The following is a 16,413-nucleotide window of genomic DNA, read 5'->3' as shown; positions in this document are numbered from 1 at the left end:
TTGCTGTTTTGTACTCTCACAATCGAACTTTATCTACGGTGGTGGCTCTGCTCTCGGAGCCATGCTGCCGTATGAATGATACCCAAGACATACCGCCTGCGTGCGGTATGTCTTTTTTTGTGGGCTCAAATGGCTAAACATGAACGGAACATGCATTTCACGAACTTGAAAGGAAGGGATACCACTTGTTCTCTGTACTTAAAAATCTAGCCTGGTTTTTCCGGCTGGAGCGCAAACGATACCTCATTGGTGTCACCTTGCTTATTATGGTGGGCATCATCGAACTGCTGCCACCTCGTCTTCTGGGCAATGCCATTGACGAGATTGTACGCGGTTCCATCACCGGCGCCTCACTTACACGTTACATTTTACTTATTCTAGGATCGGTCATCATTATTTATCTGACAACGTACATATGGATGCACAAACTGTTTGGCGGTGCCAATCTGGTTGAACGCTTGCTGCGGTCACGCTTTATGGACCATTTGCTGCGAATGACCCCGCCCTTTTTTGAGAAAAACAGAACCGGCGATCTGATGGCGCGTGCCACAAATGATCTTCGTTCCATTGCTACCACAGCAGGCTTCGGCATGCTGACGTTAACCGACTCCACTGCTTTTCTGGCAACCGTATTATTCGCCATGGGTTTTCTGGTTAGCTGGAAACTGACCCTAGCCGCAATTCTGCCTCTGCCTTTTATCGCCATCGCCATGATGATCTATGGTAAAGCCGTCCATCAACGATACACATTGGCACAGGATGCATTCGGGGATATGAACGATCAGGTGCTTGAGTCTATTGCCGGCATTCGAGTCGTGCGTGCCTATGTTCAAGAACGTCTGGATGAGAAAAGGTTCGCTGATGTCACTGAAGATGTGTACCGCAAAAATCTGGCCGTTGCCAAGATGGATGCACTGTTCGAACCTACCATCCGGTTATGTGTCGGACTTAGTTATGTGATTGCACTTGCCTACGGCATTTATCTTGTTTTTCATAATGAAATTACCCTAGGGGATCTCGTATCGTTCAATATGTACCTGGGGATGATGATCTGGCCAATGTTTGCGATTGGCGAATTGATTAACCTGATGCAGCGTGGTAGTGCCTCACTCGATCGGGTTAACGAGACACTATCTGTAGAACCTGCCGTGAAAGATGTTGAGCAGCCTGCTCATATTACTAATCCGGAAGAGATCGCCATGCAGGATGTTACCTTCCGTTATCCTAGTTCTACCATCGATAATCTCAGTCATGTCAGCTTTTCACTTCGTCGCGGGCAGACACTGGGCATCGTGGGACGTACAGGTAGCGGCAAGTCCACCCTGCTCAAACAATTGCTTCATGAATACCCGGCCGGATCGGGTAAGTTAAGCATCTCCGGTCATCCGATTCAGGATATCGCCAAAGATGACCTACACAGCTGGATTGGATATGTTCCACAGGAACAGGTGCTGTTCTCCAAATCAGTCCGTCAGAACATTCAATTCGGCAAGCCAGGTGCTGATGATAATGTAATTATGGAAGCGATTCGCACCGCAGCCTTTGATGGAGATCTGGGCACTTTATCCGATGGTCTGGACACACTCGTTGGTGAAAAAGGAATTGCGCTGTCCGGTGGACAGAAACAGCGTGTATCGCTGGCGCGTGCCTTTATCGCCGATCCAGACATTTTGATTTTGGACGATGCTCTATCTGCCGTCGATGCACGAACTGAAGCTAAAATTATTGAAAATATACGCAATAAACGCTCGAGCAAAACAACGCTGATCTCGACTCACCGCCTGTCCGCTATTGAACACGCTGACCGAATCATCGTACTGGAGCAAGGGAAAATAACGGAAGAAGGAACCCATCAGGAACTGCTTGCTATGAACGGCTGGTACCGTGAACAGTATGAACGGCAGCAGGTGGAGTCTAATTTGTCCACGTAGGAGGTCAACGCTTTGAAGTCTAATACAGGCAAACGGCTGCTTCAATACGCCCTAAAAGCCAAAGGTACGTTTATTGCCGCTTTAATTATGCTTACGATTGGAGTTGCGGCTGAACTTGCCGGCCCTTTCATCGCCAAGTCCATGATCGACAATCATTTGCTCGCTATTGAGCAACCTTTCTATGAGACTACAGCTTCAAGCGAAGCGGCGGTCTACAATGGAAAGAACTACAAACGTGAAGGCCGGTTTGAACCGGATGAAACGAAAGGTACCGAGGTACGCTTACTGCAAGCCGGTAGAAGTTTTTATTTTGTGAATGAATCCGTAAGTGCCCCCGATGGAGATCGAACCTACGCGGACGGAACACTGACAGTTACACGCGCAGGCGAAGTGATGGGTCAATATGCGGCGGTGCCTTTATCCGCTGGTGAACTCTTTGCCTTTTACAAACCGGAAATGCCAAGCATCTATCAGCTGATTGTGTATTACATGATCTTCCTTGTTATCTCTGTCATTATGGAGTTTGGTAAAACATACTGGCTGCAATCATCTGCCAACAAAGTCATCCAAAGACTTCGTAACGATGTGTATGCACATATCCAGCGATTGCCGGTACACTTTTTCGATAACCTGCCCGCAGGTAAAGTGGTCTCTCGGGTTACCAACGATACCGAAGCCGTCAAGGATCTGTTCGTTGCGGTTCTTTCGAACTTTTTCTCAGGCATCATTACGATTACTGGAGTGTACATTGCGCTTTTCCTGCTGGATTTCCGCCTCGGATTGATCTCGCTGTTCGTTGTGCCGATGCTGGTTCTGTGGATTGTGCTTTATCGTAAAATCGCCACTCGTTACAATACGATTATTCGTTCACGTCTGAGCGAGATTAATGCGATTATTAACGAGTCCATTCAAGGGATGTCCATTATCCGGGTATTCCGTCATCAGAAACAGACCAAGCAGGAGTTCGAGGATCTGAATGATGATTATATGAAACACCAGAATAAAATGCTTAACCTGAACGCTTTCACCTCACACAACCTGGTTAACGTCCTGCGGAATATCGCTTTTGCAGTTGTTCTGTGGTACTTCGGTTCCAGTGTGCTGGACGGTACGAGTATCATCTCACTGGGTGTGCTGTATGCATTCGTTGACGTTCTCGGACGTTTGTTCCAGCCAATTACAGGTATGGTGAACCAACTCGCGAACCTGGACTCCTCTATGGTATCGGCCGGACGTGTATTTGAACTGATGGATGAGAAAGGTGAACCGGTAACCGATGGCTCAATGCCGAGATACAAAGGAAATGTCGTGTTTGACGATGTATCCTTTGCTTATAAAAAAGATTATGTGCTGAATAACATCTCGTTCAAAGCATCACAAGGTCAAACGGTCGCCCTAGTGGGCCATACCGGTTCCGGTAAAAGCTCGATCATCAACCTGCTGTTCCGGTTCTATGATCCACAGAAGGGCAAGATCACGATTGATGGTCAGAACGTGAAGGATCTGCCTAAACAGTGGATTCGCGAACATATGGGCATTGTACTGCAAGATCCGTACCTATTCACGGGTACAGTTGCTTCCAATGTCAGTCTCGGGGATGAGCAGATTACTCGTGCACAGATTGAACAGGCGCTGCGCGATGTAGGTGCTGAGCGAATTCTCGCCCATCTACCGCAAGGATTCGACGAGCCGGTTATCGAAAAAGGAAGCACATTATCTGCCGGACAACGGCAATTGATCTCCTTCGCTCGTGCACTGGCATTCGATCCAGCCATCCTGATTCTCGATGAAGCTACAGCGAACATTGATACGGAAACGGAAGCATTGATTCAAAATGCACTCGAAGTCCTCAAAAAAGGACGGACCACTTTCATCATTGCCCACCGTCTGTCCACCATTCGTTCAGCAGACCAGATTCTGGTTCTGCATCGCGGACGGATCGTTGAACAAGGTGCTCATGATGAATTGATGGAACTTAAAGGTCGCTATTATCAGATGTATCAGTTACAGCAAGGTGCTCAAGCAGCACCGGATACGAATGGAAACAACCCACTGGGCGAGGCCATTCGAACCACTTCTTCCTTTGCTGGAGGCAGCGTGTAAGTAAAACAGGAATAAATGTAAATACACTTCAACAACCAACCGATATGCCCGCGGACCTCTTGGTCTGCGGCAGATCGGTTTTATTTTGTCCATGACGCAAAATCCGAAACAAGGTTGGTTGCTCAATCTACTTTACTCTGGTCCCACTTTACTTTTCTCCGCGCTTATTTATCTTTTCTTGATCTTACCTTTTCTCAATAAACTCAAGATTTGATCGATATAAACTTCCTTCGTGTATTCACTCCTTCTGATTTCCTCTTATTGACAATGGAAACATCTCTCTGTATTATACATACCAACGGTCGGTATCTAAAATATAAGGAGGTTATTATGGCCAGAAACAAGCACCCTGAGCAGACGGTACAGCAGATTCTGAACGTCGCTGCGCAGTTGTTCACAGATAAAGGATTTGAAAAGACGAGTATCCAGGACATCATTGTTACCCTAGGCATGTCCAAGGGAGCTGTGTATCATCACTTTAGATCCAAAGAGGAAATACTGGAGGCGGTCATGGAGCAACAGTTCAACTATACGGCTCAAATGCTGGATCACTTAGTTACAAATACAACGACCACCCCAGCACGAGACAAGTTAGTTCAGATTTTGGAGCATGTCGTCTCTGATCAACAGGCTCATTCCTTGGATCGCGTACTTCGAGCCCAGATCAAAAATCCAGTGTTCATTGTACGAGGGATTCAACAAGCCGTGCGAATCGATGCACCGGTGATTGCAGCGATTTTGCGTGAAGGCATTACAGATGGATCTATCCATACCGAAGATCCCGAAGCTTGTGCAGAAGTATTCATGATGCTGGTCAATATATGGATTAATCCAACACTGTTTGACCGCAATTCGACCGAAACGAAGCAACGTCTTTATTTTTTACAGCGGTTGATGAACATGCTTGGTGCCGATATTGTGAGTGAATCGCTAATTGAACGTATTCTAGACCAACATGCTGCGATGGGCGCTTATCCTATTCTGGATGAAGAGGATGACAGAAATGAGGGATAACCATTTTGAAACCTAATAGACATATGATTTGCAAGGAATGGTTGTCCGAAGAACCCCTTCTCGCCCTTTCTCTGGAATGGATGCAAGGCGAAGTGCATATCAGCCAAGGTACAGAAGCGGTTATTCGTGTTACTCAATGGGGCTCCGCTCGTTTTCCAAGAACTCGATGTTTTGAAGCTAACGTCAGCCACGGTTTATTACATCTGATCGATGGACGAAAACAAGCTTTTCCGCTGGGCATTAACTTTCGCCGCACATCGCTCCACATTGTACTGCCGCCTGCGGTCTTGAAAAGGCTATCGATCAACGGAGTTGGTTCTCACTTTCTTGTAGATAACGTTTCTTCGGAACAATGGGATTGTGACTGTACATCCGGCAAGCTCATCTTAACTGGCCATGCCCAGCATATCCGTCTACGATCCGTGGGCAGTCGGGTGACAGCAACAGACCTCCATGCCGAACATATGCAACTGCAATCCACTTCTTCACCTGTTCAGTTATCCGGTCAGTTCACCCATATTCAATCCAAAGTGGCAGGCAGCCAACTCACTATTCACTCCTCAACGATGCTTCAATCTCTGGATAGCCGCTCCACAGGTTGTAACGTTGAAGTGCGAATCCCAGCAGATAACGATGGATTCAAGTTAGACTTCAAGCAGGCTGGGGGCCGATTCAGCAGTGACCTCCCGCTTCAATCCAATCATAATCAACATACGTATCGTAACGGTATTTATCCATTTCAAGCAGAGGTCAGAGGTGGGAAGCTCACCATAGGGAGCTCTTCTTAACATTCCATATAGAGGAGGTAAACATATGAGCATCGGCTGGATTGTTGGCAGCAGCTTGGCTACCGTGGTATTACTTGCGGGGATCATCAGTTTGTTCATCGGTATACGTAAAAACAATCATCGGCGCTGGCCTTGGTGGTTCATCGGTTTTGGGGTGGCTGCACTGGTTAGTGCAGCGATTAATTATCCCGGAACATAGAAACGCCGCATCAACATGAGCAAAAAAAGACAATCGCGCAGACCAGTCACTTTCCGTGCTGCTGCGGATTGTCTATCCATCCTTTGACCATATATCCCATATATAATATTGTTTCTCTTGCCAGAAAAGGAAATTGGCTGCGCCAGGTCTGGTAAGCCGTCGTTCGTGTTGGGGACGGGACGGCATCCATGCCGAGTCCGCTAGCGAGCTTCATCGCCCGTTTCATATGTAGCGGGTCACTTACAATGGTGTAGGTGCGAAACCCTGCCTGTTTCCCAACGCTAAGCGAGTTCACCAGATTCTCCTCCGTAATTCTCGACTCCGTCTCCATTTGAATATCTGCCGGATCTACACCATGTGCAACAGCATAATCTCGTCCTACTTCGGCTTCGGCACGCTCTCCTGCACTGCCAGAACCACCAGTAAAGAGCAGATGGCTGATCGTCCCCTGGCGATATAATAAAATGGCATGCTCAATACGTTCGCGAAATACGGGTGATGGGTTGTCCCCTTCTACGGCTGCACCAAGGATAATGGCTGCATCACTCTGTCTGGATGATTCCTCATCGGTGTAGGCCCAGATGAGCGATGCTGTAGTTATTGTCCATATGACTCCTATCAGTACTAGCGATGCAATGGAGATTACAAGCCAGTGTCTGCTTTTTATTTTACGTATCCGGGCCTTGCCTTTCATCACAATGATTCATCCTCTTCCAGTGCCCGGGCGTGCATGCTCTCTGCATGCATACGTTCGAGTGTCTGCAGCGCTGCCGCGGATTCAGCATCCAGCCCCAGCTCTGCAATCCAGGCACCTGTGTACTGCTGAAGACTAATCTCCAGTTCCTGTGCACGGTCTTTGAAATCTTCCAGCTCCTTGATCATACGTGATCGTCCTTCAGGACTGAATGTCTCATGAATTCGTTCCTTAAAATAGTGATGTACAATGCTATTACGCTGCTTCCATAGTTCATTCAACTGACGAGTCTCTTCCTCCGAAAAAGTAAAATGATGACGCACCTCATGAATGAGTTGCCCGAGTGAACTGCTCATCTTCCGTTCGTACAGATCTTCCAGATCTTCTTCGGAAACAACTTTGCCCTGGGACATTTTCATTAATAAAATCAGATTGACCAGTTGCTGTTCAAGCGCCTGTCCATAATATACAGCCAATCCGTAGTATGCAAACAATTCTCTGGAGTGTTCGCTGTCCAGCATGTCACCATGCTGCATGTCTATCTTTTGCATAAGCGAGCCCCCTTTATCTCCGTACAATACATTCCATTCTAACGTCCCTCTATGGTAACGAAACATGGACCAACATTCAAGTTAAACGGAATAATAGCCCTCTAACTCCGTATATCCCTTCTTCCCGATAACCATATATGAATGATGAGTAGAACTATGGCATAGAGTATAGCCCACACTGTCGTCAGAACAACAGCCCCCAACTTCGATTCTTCAAATAACATCATCTCACGCACTAAATAAAATGCCGGTGGCAGAATCTTAACAACCCACTGTATGGATTCAGGCAAACGTCCGCTTAATGAACCTTGGACAAACGATAATAACATCACCACAATGAAAGGCGGCATGCTGCGACTCAGCATGGGAATGTATGATTTTTGGAAGAAAACACTGAGCCCCAGACCCAAGAGCGACAACGCCAAATGTCCGGCCCAAGCCATGATCCACTCTCCAGTACTCGGTAGCCTTCCAAACATGCCCGTAACAACCGGGTATAACACGGTAATTGCAGTCAGACCAAACTGCATGATCAACGCACAGATCAGTTGTGCGAAGACAACCTTGCGTTTGCTTCCTGCATGCAGAACAAGCAATTGATACTGCCCCGCAGGTTCCGTATTCAATACCGTCAAGCCCAGCCAGGCCGCACCAAAAAAGAGCAGCATGGCCGTAACGCTATAACTATCCGCAACCGGATTAGGTTTGTAGGAATAGATAAGAAGCATCGTAATGATATAAAAGATCACCGGCGCAACATATTTCTGTGAACGTATGTAATGTTTTAACAAATAACGAGTCAAGTAGATCATTGGAGGTCGCCTCCTGCCGTAGATATGGAGGAAAGGTTCTCAGCAACTTCCCTGCTTATAACCTCACCCGGGTGCCGCCCCTCCATCAATCCTTCCATATTTAATCGGCTCTCTTCCGGCTGTACAGACACAATGGAACCGCCAGCTGCCAGAATCATTCCAATAATCCGATCTACCGAACTGCGTGACACCTTCCAATCCCATACTTCTCGACCATAATCCTGACGAACCATGCCGCAATGGCATGCAATGATTCCCGGTTGATCAACAAGCAGCGATTTGATAACGGATTGTTCCAGCCCTTCCATCACACTTTGGATACTCACAGCGGGCTCACCAGCTTGCTGCAATTCTTCCTGACTCCAGCGACGCAGCACCGTTCCCTTCTGTAACACGATGACCTGATCTGCGAGACGTTCAATCAGCAATGGCTCATGGCAAGCTGTAACGATCTGGCTTCCTTCCTTTTTCCACTGTCTGAGCAAAGCTACAATTGCTTCCTGTGCCGGAACGTCCAGACCGGACAATGGTTCATCAAGCAGCAATAACCCATCAGGTCCAGGCAGCAAAGCCTGAATCAAATTCACCTTCTGCAAAGTACCTTTGGATAACTGAGGCAGGTTCTGATCCAGCGCCGTGCCCACGAATAACAGCTCACTCAATTCGCCTATCCGTTGTCGCAATATTTCAGGGCGCATGCCTCGAATACGTCCCATTTCCCACAGGTACTCTCTTGATGTGAAGGGCAGGCGTGACAGTCCATCCAGTGTATACATAATCCGTCCATGCCTGGGCTTGCGCAGCGAGCCTGAGTCAGGCAGTAACATACCCGCCAGCACACGCAGCAACGTGCTTTTGCCTGAGCCATTCCTGCCCACCAGGACGATACACTCACCCTGACCTACTTCCAGATTGATATCATTCAATACCTGCACATCCCCAAGTCGTTTGCTCACCTGCTGTAGCGATATGATTCGTCCGTTTAAGTCTGCTGTTGCTTTTCCTGCTTTATCGAATAATCTACTTGTCCTCCATCCCATAGAATCACATCCGTTCAGGGGCCTGAACGCCCAGTAAATATAGGCTGTAGGCAAGACGCTCCGCCGTACGCTCTGTTAACGCCACACGGAAGGGTTTGACGTCAGCCGGCGCATCCGCAATTCGTTCCGCATGGTAAAAGCGGTTGAACGCTTGGGCAACATCTATCGCATACTTGGCAATGACCGAAGGCTCGTTGCGATGAATTGCTTTTTCCAGATACTGCGGATAATCCGCCAGCAGTTTCAGCAATGCCCATGAAGTGTCACCGATCATGACCGGCTTATTCTGAGTGTTGGCCGCAGCATTGTTACTAACACTGCTAGGAACATTCTCTAATTGATTTTCATTTTCCACACGCCCCGCCTCTGCTGCCTTCGCAAGCACACTGTTAATCCGGGCATGTGTGTATTGCACATAAGGTCCTGTCTCGCCTTCAAAGCTCACCGCATCTTCGAGCGAGAAATCGACGTCGTTCAACCGGTTATTGCGCAGATCTCCGAATACAATCGCACCTACACCAACCGCTTCCGCAACCTCCTGCGAGTTCGGCAGATTCGGATTTTTCTCCTGAATAATCTGTAATGCCCGAGCAACCGCCTCATCCAATACCTCCTGCAAAAAGACGACTTTTCCCCGGCGGGTAGACATCTTCCGTCCTTCGAAACGCATCAAGCCAAACGGAATATGTTCACAAATCTCAGACCATGCATACCCCATCCGGGATAATACCGCAAAGACCTGACGGAAATGAAGCTTCTGCTCTCCCCCGACTACATACAGCATTTTATCTGCCTTCATCACATCATGACGATAAACGGCTGTTGCCAAATCCCGTGTTGGATAGATGGTTGTTCCATCGGTTTTGATAATCAGGCAAGGTGGCATATTCTCCTCCTCCAAACGTACCACCAATGCGCCTTCGCTCTCTTCGAGCAATCCTTTTGCTTTCAGTTCTTCAACTATTGCACCCATCTTGTCGTTATAAAAGCTCTCACCCAGCGTATGGTCAAACTGTACATTCAGACGCTCATACATCCGATTGAATTCTTTCATGCTCACTTCTACAAAAAAGGTCCATAACCGCTGCGCCTCTTCATCTCTTTGCTCCAGCTTGCGGAACCAATCTCGTGCCTCGATTTCCAAAGATGGATCATTCTCCGCCTCATCGTGAAAACGCACATACAGCTCCAATGAGGTACGAATTGGCGCAGCCTGTAGCGCTTCATCATTACCCCAACGTTTGTAGGCTGCAATCTGTTTGCCGAATTGCGTTCCCCAATCCCCCAGATGATTCACACTCACCGAAGTATAGCCTGCCTCGTTATATAACCGATACAATGCTGCCCCAATCACGGTGGAGCGCAGATGACCGATTCCAAACGGCTTGGCAATGTTAGGCGACGACATGTCGATCACGACGCGTGCACCTGCCCCCAGCTGCAGCTTGCCAAATGTTTTATGTCCCAGTTCTTGCAGCAGCTTCGGCGCCAGATCTTCCCGATTGAAACGGATGTTTACATAGGGTCCTGCTGGCGAAGCATCCAGCCCAACGGTCTGTAATTCGGCTGCGATATCAGCGGCGATAACCGCGGGTGCTTTTTTCAACGACTTGGCCAGAATAAAGCAGGGAAACGCGGCGTCACCCATCTCCGCCTGTGGTGGAACCTCCAGTAATCTCAACACCTCGTCTTGCTTCATTCCCGTTAACGGAGCAAGTTGTGCTGCTGCCTGATTCATCAACATGTCGAACACTCCTAGTCATTATCGTATTTAGCCATGCTATAGAAAACAAAAAAAGCCCTCGTCTCTATATCAGAGACGAGAGCTGATCTTCACAGTTCCCGCGGTACCACTCTAGGTGAGCCTGCAGCAAATGTACATCTTAGTACATTCACAGCGTGCTCCGCTCGTTGCGATTAACGGTCGCCTGCCGGATTGTCCTCTACTACCTGCTCTACACCCTCTCAAAAGTGTAAACATTCCTTCGGACAACCATCTCACGGGTGCGCTTCACTCAGGTCATGTCATACCGGCTTCCACCTGCCCCGGCTCGCTGTTATGCATGGATTCTGGCTACTCTCCCGATCACGGATATTCATCGTTTCAATTCATTGCCATCATTATACAGATCACGCTCTGCTTTGGCAACCTGTTACATGCATTTGCCAATGGAGAGCCTGCTGGCGATAGAAGTTCTCGCCTGCGATGGTGAAGAATGTTACTATGCTATATCCATAAAAAATCCCCTCCAGCAGACAACGTTGAAGTACATCTTATCGGATGTCTTATTACGTTGTCTTCTGTGAGGGGATTAGCCTGGCATCTGGCACATTGCTCAGGCTTTTTATTTTTAACCCAATTTAATTCAATCGAGTTATATTTACGCTACTGCGGCCATCATGCGGCAAGCCTCTGCACATTTGCGGCAAGCTTCTGCGCAAGCCTGGCAATGATCATGTTGATGTTTGCCACACTCAGCAGCACAAGCTTCACATGCTTTCACACACAGTTCGCAAATTTCGGCGATGAAATCACTTCCGCGTGTCATGGATTGAGCAGCAAAATTGCAGATCTCTGCACATTCCCGATCCAAACGAATGCAATCACGCAGCATCGCCAGATCATATTCTTTCAGACTCGATATGTAACATACATTGCAAGCATTCATACACTCCAGGCAAGCATCGATACATTGTTGATATTGTTGTTGTGTCATTTAAAGTTACCTCCCAGACTAAGTTTGCTATGCTTCTTAATACCCCGTCTGGAGGAACCTTGAATCATTAAACCTGATTTGCCGCCTCTAATTCCAGCAATTGGTTGCGAATAACCGACTGATCGAAATGTTCACCTATAAACACAGCGACATTAGGCACATCCCCTTGAGGTGTGATCTTCATATAATCCGATTCCCGGTAAGCATATTGGAACCAGAACCGACTGGACGTATCGCTAAAAGATAAAATCCCTTTTGCCCGGTACACGTCGCGTGGTAACTCAGCTATCAAGCGCTCAAAAGCCTCACTGTTCACCGGCTGGGTGAAATAGTGTGTATACACCATAACATGCTCATGCGAAGCATGGGGATGACTATGACTAAGGTTGTGGTCATGAGGATGTGCATGGACATTCCCATGAGAATGTTGATGTCCTTCGTGATCATGATCCACATGCTCATGATGTTCATGTCCATGATCCTGGCTGCATCCATGCTCTGCACAAGCCTCAGAATGCACGTGATGTTCCTTCTCCGCGTTTTTACTAGTTTCCTCAACAGATTGATAAGCATGCACATTGTCTCCACTGCGGAGCAGCACATCCATATCAACTTCACACTTCACCGTAGGCAGTACCGGAGCAAAACCGTTCCAGCGGGCCAACAGGTCCCGCAGATCTGCCAACTGCTGCTGATTCACCCGATCCGTTTTATTCAGGAGAAGTACAGACGCACAGCGAATCTGCTCCTGCATCAGCTTGAAGGTTTGTCCCTTCTGCTCCTGGTACAGCCCTGACAGATGCGCGGCATCTACTACAGTAATTAGGCTTCTCAGTTCAAGTCGCATATAGAGGGATGTTTCCGTTACTGCATCCAGAATCTCCATCGGGTTGGCTGCTCCTGTTGCTTCGATGATAATGACATCAGGCGATTCCTCCTGCACAAGATCAGCAAGTTGCAGCCCCAAGTCACCGCGCACGGTACAGCAAATGCATCCTCCCAACATTTCCGTCATGGGCACGGAAGCATCAACAATCTGACCATCCAGATTCACTTCACCCAGTTCATTCATGACAACGGCGGGCCGGAGACCTTGTTGCTGCCAATGTTCAATCAGTTGAACAAGCAGTGTCGTTTTGCCACTGCCCAAGAAGCCTGACAATATATATACTGGTATGGATGATTCATTTGTTTTTAATTCACTCATCGTTGTTCACCTCTCAATTTATCCAATGGTACTGGTCTATCTCTATCCTAGCGAGTGTACACTATCCTGCAATCTTTGCGCAATCCTGGCCTTCTATTCGCAAGTCCATTGCCTCATTCTACTGAATGGTCTATGCTATGAGAACATGTTGATTGGAGGAGGATGTATTATGACCAATTCAGTGGAACAACATCGTCAGGAAGCCCCTGACACGGTATCCTGTATGATTGTAACCGTTTCAGATACCCGTACCAAGGACACTGATACAAGCGGACAACTTATGCATAAGTTGCTGACCGATTCAGGCTACCAGATCGTCGAATATATCATTACACCGGATGAAACTGAAACCATTCGAAGCATCCTGCAGGATGCAGCCGTTCGTGACGATATCGAAGCCGTGCTGCTCAGCGGTGGGACCGGAATTGCACCCCGAGATACAACATACGAGGCAGTGTCTTCACTACTCGATAAGGAGCTGTCGGGGTTTGGAGAAATCTTCCGCTTCCTCAGCTATACCGAGGATATCGGTTCTGCTGCCATTCTTAGCCGGGCCGTAGCCGGTACGATTGGGCGTACGGCCGTATTCTCCATGCCGGGCTCCAAGGGAGCTGTCAAACTGGCAATGGAAAAACTCATTTTGCCTGAACTGAGGCATGTCATGCGTGAAATATATAAACCCGTCTGAATAATCAGACGGGTTTATCAGATTTATTTTAGTGGAGTCGATTACTTCAGTTGCTCAAGCACATGCTGGAATATCTGCATGACGTCTTCTTCATAATCGTCCTTTTCTCCACCTGAAGCCGTATAGACCAGTGACACGTAGTCTTTGCTGCGAATCGTTGTTTTGCCAAGTACATTTTCCATCACAGCCTCATCGCCATCATTACCGTACATTTCGTTCATCCGGGCTACTCTTGTAGGGGCATCACTGAAAATTTGGACCTTTACAATATGTCTGCCACTTCCATTCAGCAGGTACATATAAGAGATTCCGTCCTCACCATCATCAGCGGACATATTATTCATTAACTTTATGCCTTTTGCAGCAAAAGCTTCATCCAGCTCCTGAATTAATGGACCATTTAACCCGTGACCCTGACTCTTTGCCCGAACATTTCCTTCATCTGTCGCTTGTCGGGTATATATTTTCCGTTCCTGCTCCACATTCGATGCTGAACACGCTACTACCGATATTGTACATAGCACCACGACCATACTAACCAGCCCAGACTTTACACGCCCAGATCTATAATGCAATCCTTTTCCGTTAACACGCATACTCATCCTTCCTTTCCCGCCACATGCACGGTGACGCTCTCAGGTAGAGTTAGCATGTCTAGGAGAAAAGGATCTTATTCGGCAGGCGTATCGGACATCGTATTAACTACCGTACGACCTACAGCACCTCCCTTGAGGATCGTTTCGAGTGTCTGAGGCAGTTGTACCCATGAGATTTCCTGAATCCCTAGCTCCAGCGCCCGATCCGGCTTCCATTCTCCGCCAAGCAGCTTCCATATCCGTTCCCGCCGTTCCATCGGGCAATAGACTGAATCAATCCCAATCAATTGAATCCCCCGCAAAATAAACGGAAATACGGTGGACTCGAACGCAGCCCCTCCGGTTAAGCCTGATACGGCGACAGCGCCTCCGTATTGAATCTGTTTCAGACGTTCGGCCAGTGCAGGACCTGCTGCAGGATCAATAACACCTGCCCAGAGCTGTTTGCCCATTGCTCCCTTGGCTGACGCGTCCGCTTCTTCGCGTGAAATGACATGTGAGGCACCCAGATTCCGAAGCAGCTGCTCCTGTTGATCTTTTTTGCCTGTACTTGCTGTCACTTCAAATCCCAGCTTCGCCAGAATAGCTACTGCCATACTCCCTACTCCTCCGGTTGCTCCGGTCACAAGAATATTGCCCATCTCCGGAGTCACTCCAGCCCGCAACAAAGCATCTACCGAAAGTGCCGCAGTGAACCCTGCCGTTCCAATTGCCATCGCTTCCTTCTCACTGAGTCCATGCGGCAGAGGAACAAGCCATTCGCTGCGCAGACGCGCATATTGACTGTACCCTCCAAAATGAGAAACGCCCGGTTCGAAGCCTGTGCTGATCACCCGATCCCCCGGTGCAAACCGACCGCTCACGGATTCCTCTACAATCCCTGCAAGATCGATCCCCGGTACGATCGGATATTCGCGAACCACACCGCCCTTTTCAGTTGTGGCGAGACCATCTTTAAAATTGACGCTTGAGTATTGAACCTGTAGGGTTACGTCACCATTAGGCAAGTCCTCTTTCGTCAGCTGCTCCATAGCAGCCTTCACGCCACCCTGTTCTTCTTTACGCACGACATAGGCAGGAAAAGTATTCTTCATTCGTTATCCTCTCCTCAGTTATAAATTTACTTATTTTTCTATTCATATCATGAATTGTTCGCATTCAATTTAAACAAGTATAAGGGCGACATCCGTCGAACTCAATCTCTCCGGCTGGTCATCAAATAAATGAGCGGACCTATCAATGGGATCACCCCTGCAACTGCCCACCCGCGAGAACGACGATTGTTAAAAGCATCCCTGAACAATGCGATCACGGAAAGCAAAGTTAGGATGACGAAATCAATTGTCATAATATGTACAAAGGAAGACTCCCTGAACGCTTCCATGTATACATCAGGATTGCCTTGAGTCACTGCATAGAAGCCTGTGCCCAATGTAAGCAGCAGCAGAACCACATGGGTCAGCTTATGAGCTGCCACACGTCCAATACCCGATTCACGCTTACTACCAAAGGAGAGGCGTTCGTATCCCGAACCTCTGTGTGTTTGCGAGGACCACGCAAAATAAGGCAGCAACGCAAAGGCTCCCAAACCAAAAGACAGCAACACAAAAGGCCACGCCGGTACACGAGATCCTCTCGCTTTCCCTGACCTTCTTAACAGCAGGCAAGCGAAAATAGCCGGATAAATCCCAAGCCACGAAAATACCGTTAGTAGCCAAGGTTCTTTGCTTTGCAGTGTGACCAGCTCTTTAAACACAGGGTCACTCCCAAGAGGCTGCCCAGGTACCCAAATCCAGGCGTACGCAATGAAAGCCAGCCAGGTCAGTGCCAAAATCCATTTCATGGTTGCACCTCCTCTTTCATTCATCCCCGGCAGATACGCAATTGAAACAGCCATAGAAACAGATCCTGTCGAAAGGCAAGCTCGGAAAGATGCAGTATTTGACGTCTCCTGCGCTTTCCCGAGAAATAATGGCTTCATTTCCCTGTAAACCTGCGTCCGTTGAAGGTATAGTATACCGCAGTTCAAGGACTGTCTGTCCATGATGTTTCACACACCATCCATTCGTCATA

General features: G+C 48.0%; 17 protein-coding genes. 7 read left to right on the top strand and 10 right to left on the bottom strand.

The annotated features are described in order from the left end of the window. Positions 1-185: 185 nt before the first annotated feature. The 5 genes from BLV50_RS01920 (at position 186) to BLV50_RS32630 (ending at position 6,035) form a co-directional block, all read left to right on the top strand. On the top strand, positions 186-1,931 hold the full coding sequence (locus BLV50_RS01920) for an ABC transporter ATP-binding protein (protein ID WP_072732433.1): 1,746 nt from the start codon (positions 186-188) through the stop codon (positions 1,929-1,931). A gap of 12 nt (positions 1,932-1,943) precedes the next feature. Then, complete coding sequence (locus BLV50_RS01915) at positions 1,944-4,034, top strand: ABC transporter ATP-binding protein (protein ID WP_090805463.1); 2,091 nt, start codon at positions 1,944-1,946, stop codon at positions 4,032-4,034. A gap of 330 nt (positions 4,035-4,364) precedes the next feature. After that, positions 4,365-5,048 carry a TetR/AcrR family transcriptional regulator gene (locus BLV50_RS01910; protein ID WP_063566337.1) on the top strand — a complete coding sequence of 228 codons (684 nt, stop codon included), beginning with the start codon at positions 4,365-4,367 and terminating at the stop codon, positions 5,046-5,048. A gap of 23 nt (positions 5,049-5,071) precedes the next feature. Continuing rightward, positions 5,072-5,836, top strand: a complete 765-nt coding sequence (locus BLV50_RS01905; protein WP_072732431.1) for a DUF4097 family beta strand repeat-containing protein — start codon at positions 5,072-5,074, stop codon at positions 5,834-5,836. 25 nt (positions 5,837-5,861) lie between these two features. Further along, the gene (locus BLV50_RS32630) at positions 5,862-6,035 is read left to right on the top strand and encodes a hypothetical protein (RefSeq protein WP_162842452.1); all 174 of its coding nucleotides are present in this window, start codon (positions 5,862-5,864) and stop codon (positions 6,033-6,035) included. Positions 6,036-6,081: 46 nt separating this feature from the next. Here the strand turns inward: BLV50_RS32630 and BLV50_RS01900 are convergent, their stop codons facing one another. The 5 genes from BLV50_RS01900 to argS form a co-directional block, all read right to left on the bottom strand. Next, on the bottom strand, positions 6,082-6,729 hold the full coding sequence (locus BLV50_RS01900; RefSeq protein WP_090805461.1) for a YdcF family protein: 648 nt from the start codon (positions 6,727-6,729) through the stop codon (positions 6,082-6,084). Further along, positions 6,729-7,280 (bottom strand): hypothetical protein, encoded by a 552-nt coding sequence (locus tag BLV50_RS01895; RefSeq protein ID WP_090805459.1) that lies wholly within the window; start codon positions 7,278-7,280, stop codon positions 6,729-6,731. Before BLV50_RS01895 ends, BLV50_RS01900 begins: the two co-directional genes overlap by 1 nt. Before the next feature lie 101 nt (positions 7,281-7,381). Further along, the gene (locus BLV50_RS01890; protein WP_090805457.1) at positions 7,382-8,092 is read right to left on the bottom strand and encodes a hypothetical protein; all 711 of its coding nucleotides are present in this window, start codon (positions 8,090-8,092) and stop codon (positions 7,382-7,384) included. Further along, positions 8,089-9,132: an ATP-binding cassette domain-containing protein gene (locus BLV50_RS01885; RefSeq protein ID WP_090805454.1), complete on the bottom strand. Its 1,044-nt coding sequence runs from the start codon at positions 9,130-9,132 to the stop codon at positions 8,089-8,091. Before BLV50_RS01885 ends, BLV50_RS01890 begins: the two co-directional genes overlap by 4 nt. A 4-nt stretch (positions 9,133-9,136) precedes the next feature. Then, positions 9,137-10,876, bottom strand: a complete 1,740-nt coding sequence (argS, locus tag BLV50_RS01880) for an arginine--tRNA ligase (protein WP_063566343.1) — start codon at positions 10,874-10,876, stop codon at positions 9,137-9,139. A 130-nt stretch (positions 10,877-11,006) separates the two neighbouring features. On the opposite strand from argS, the gene BLV50_RS32395 reads away from it, so the two are divergent. Next, positions 11,007-11,345: a hypothetical protein gene (locus BLV50_RS32395; RefSeq protein ID WP_143038091.1), complete on the top strand. Its 339-nt coding sequence runs from the start codon at positions 11,007-11,009 to the stop codon at positions 11,343-11,345. 168 nt (positions 11,346-11,513) lie between these two features. Here the strand turns inward: BLV50_RS32395 and BLV50_RS01875 are convergent, their stop codons facing one another. Together BLV50_RS01875 and BLV50_RS01870 are read right to left on the bottom strand one after the other, a co-directional pair. Beyond that, positions 11,514-11,849: a four-helix bundle copper-binding protein gene (locus BLV50_RS01875; protein WP_063566344.1), complete on the bottom strand. Its 336-nt coding sequence runs from the start codon at positions 11,847-11,849 to the stop codon at positions 11,514-11,516. A 67-nt stretch (positions 11,850-11,916) separates the two neighbouring features. Then, the gene (locus BLV50_RS01870) at positions 11,917-13,056 is read right to left on the bottom strand and encodes a CobW family GTP-binding protein (RefSeq protein ID WP_090805451.1); all 1,140 of its coding nucleotides are present in this window, start codon (positions 13,054-13,056) and stop codon (positions 11,917-11,919) included. A gap of 166 nt (positions 13,057-13,222) precedes the next feature. On the opposite strand from BLV50_RS01870, the gene BLV50_RS01865 reads away from it, so the two are divergent. Continuing rightward, positions 13,223-13,744: a MogA/MoaB family molybdenum cofactor biosynthesis protein gene (locus tag BLV50_RS01865; protein WP_090807431.1), complete on the top strand. Its 522-nt coding sequence runs from the start codon at positions 13,223-13,225 to the stop codon at positions 13,742-13,744. A 41-nt stretch (positions 13,745-13,785) separates the two neighbouring features. Here the strand turns inward: BLV50_RS01865 and BLV50_RS01860 are convergent, their stop codons facing one another. From BLV50_RS01860 to BLV50_RS01850, 3 genes are all read right to left on the bottom strand, one after another. Beyond that, complete coding sequence (locus BLV50_RS01860) at positions 13,786-14,319, bottom strand: hypothetical protein (protein ID WP_218135356.1); 534 nt, start codon at positions 14,317-14,319, stop codon at positions 13,786-13,788. Between the two features lie 95 nt (positions 14,320-14,414). After that, a complete protein-coding gene (locus BLV50_RS01855; protein ID WP_090805445.1) occupies positions 14,415-15,434 on the bottom strand; it encodes an acrylyl-CoA reductase family protein in 1,020 nt (339 codons plus the stop codon). Between the two features lie 101 nt (positions 15,435-15,535). Beyond that, positions 15,536-16,183: a hypothetical protein gene (locus tag BLV50_RS01850; RefSeq protein ID WP_090805442.1), complete on the bottom strand. Its 648-nt coding sequence runs from the start codon at positions 16,181-16,183 to the stop codon at positions 15,536-15,538. Positions 16,184-16,413 lie beyond the last annotated feature (230 nt).

It is taken from the genome of Paenibacillus sp. 276b (genome assembly GCF_900107875.1).
Taxonomy (GTDB): domain Bacteria; phylum Bacillota; class Bacilli; order Paenibacillales; family Paenibacillaceae; genus Paenibacillus; species Paenibacillus marchantiae.
Note: the sequence above shows the minus strand (reverse complement) of the source record. Positions and strands in the feature narration are given on the sequence as shown.